At 65.9% G+C, this 490-nt stretch carries 1 protein-coding gene; it reads left to right on the top strand.

From position 1 onward, the window contains the following. On the top strand, positions 1 to 490 hold a 490-nt coding region (locus tag Q3A80_RS31955), incomplete at both ends, for a lactonase family protein (protein ID WP_446332759.1).

Genomic DNA, 490 nt, shown 5'->3' with positions numbered 1-490 from the left:
GCGCGCTCGCGATGCTCGGCGCGGCCCCCGCGCCCGTTCTTGCAGACGAATCACCGAAGGCTTTGAAAGGAAAAACACCCATGTTTGCTTATGTCGGATCGCGCACCACGCGCGAACGAAATGCCCGCGGCGACGGGATCGGCGTGTACCGCGTCGACACCGGGACGGGCGCGCTCGAGCGCGTGCAGCTCGTGAAGGACCTGGTGAATCCGTCGTTCCTCGCGCTGAGCGCGAACGGCGAGCATCTGTACACGGTGCATGGCGACCTGAGCGACATCAGCGCTTTCAAGGTCGACAAGACGACCGGCACGCTCACGTTCCTGAATCGCCAGAGCACGCAGGGCAAGAATCCAGTGCATCTGGCGATCGACCCGACCGGCCGCTACGTGATCGTGTCGAACCACATCGGCGCGAGCCTCGCGGTGCTGCCGATCGCGGCCGACGGGACGCTGCAGCCGCTCACGCAGCTCGTGACGCTCGACGGCCCGAT

The organism is Burkholderia sp. SR8 (assembly GCF_052851275.1).
Note: the sequence above shows the minus strand (reverse complement) of the source record. Positions and strands in the feature narration are given on the sequence as shown.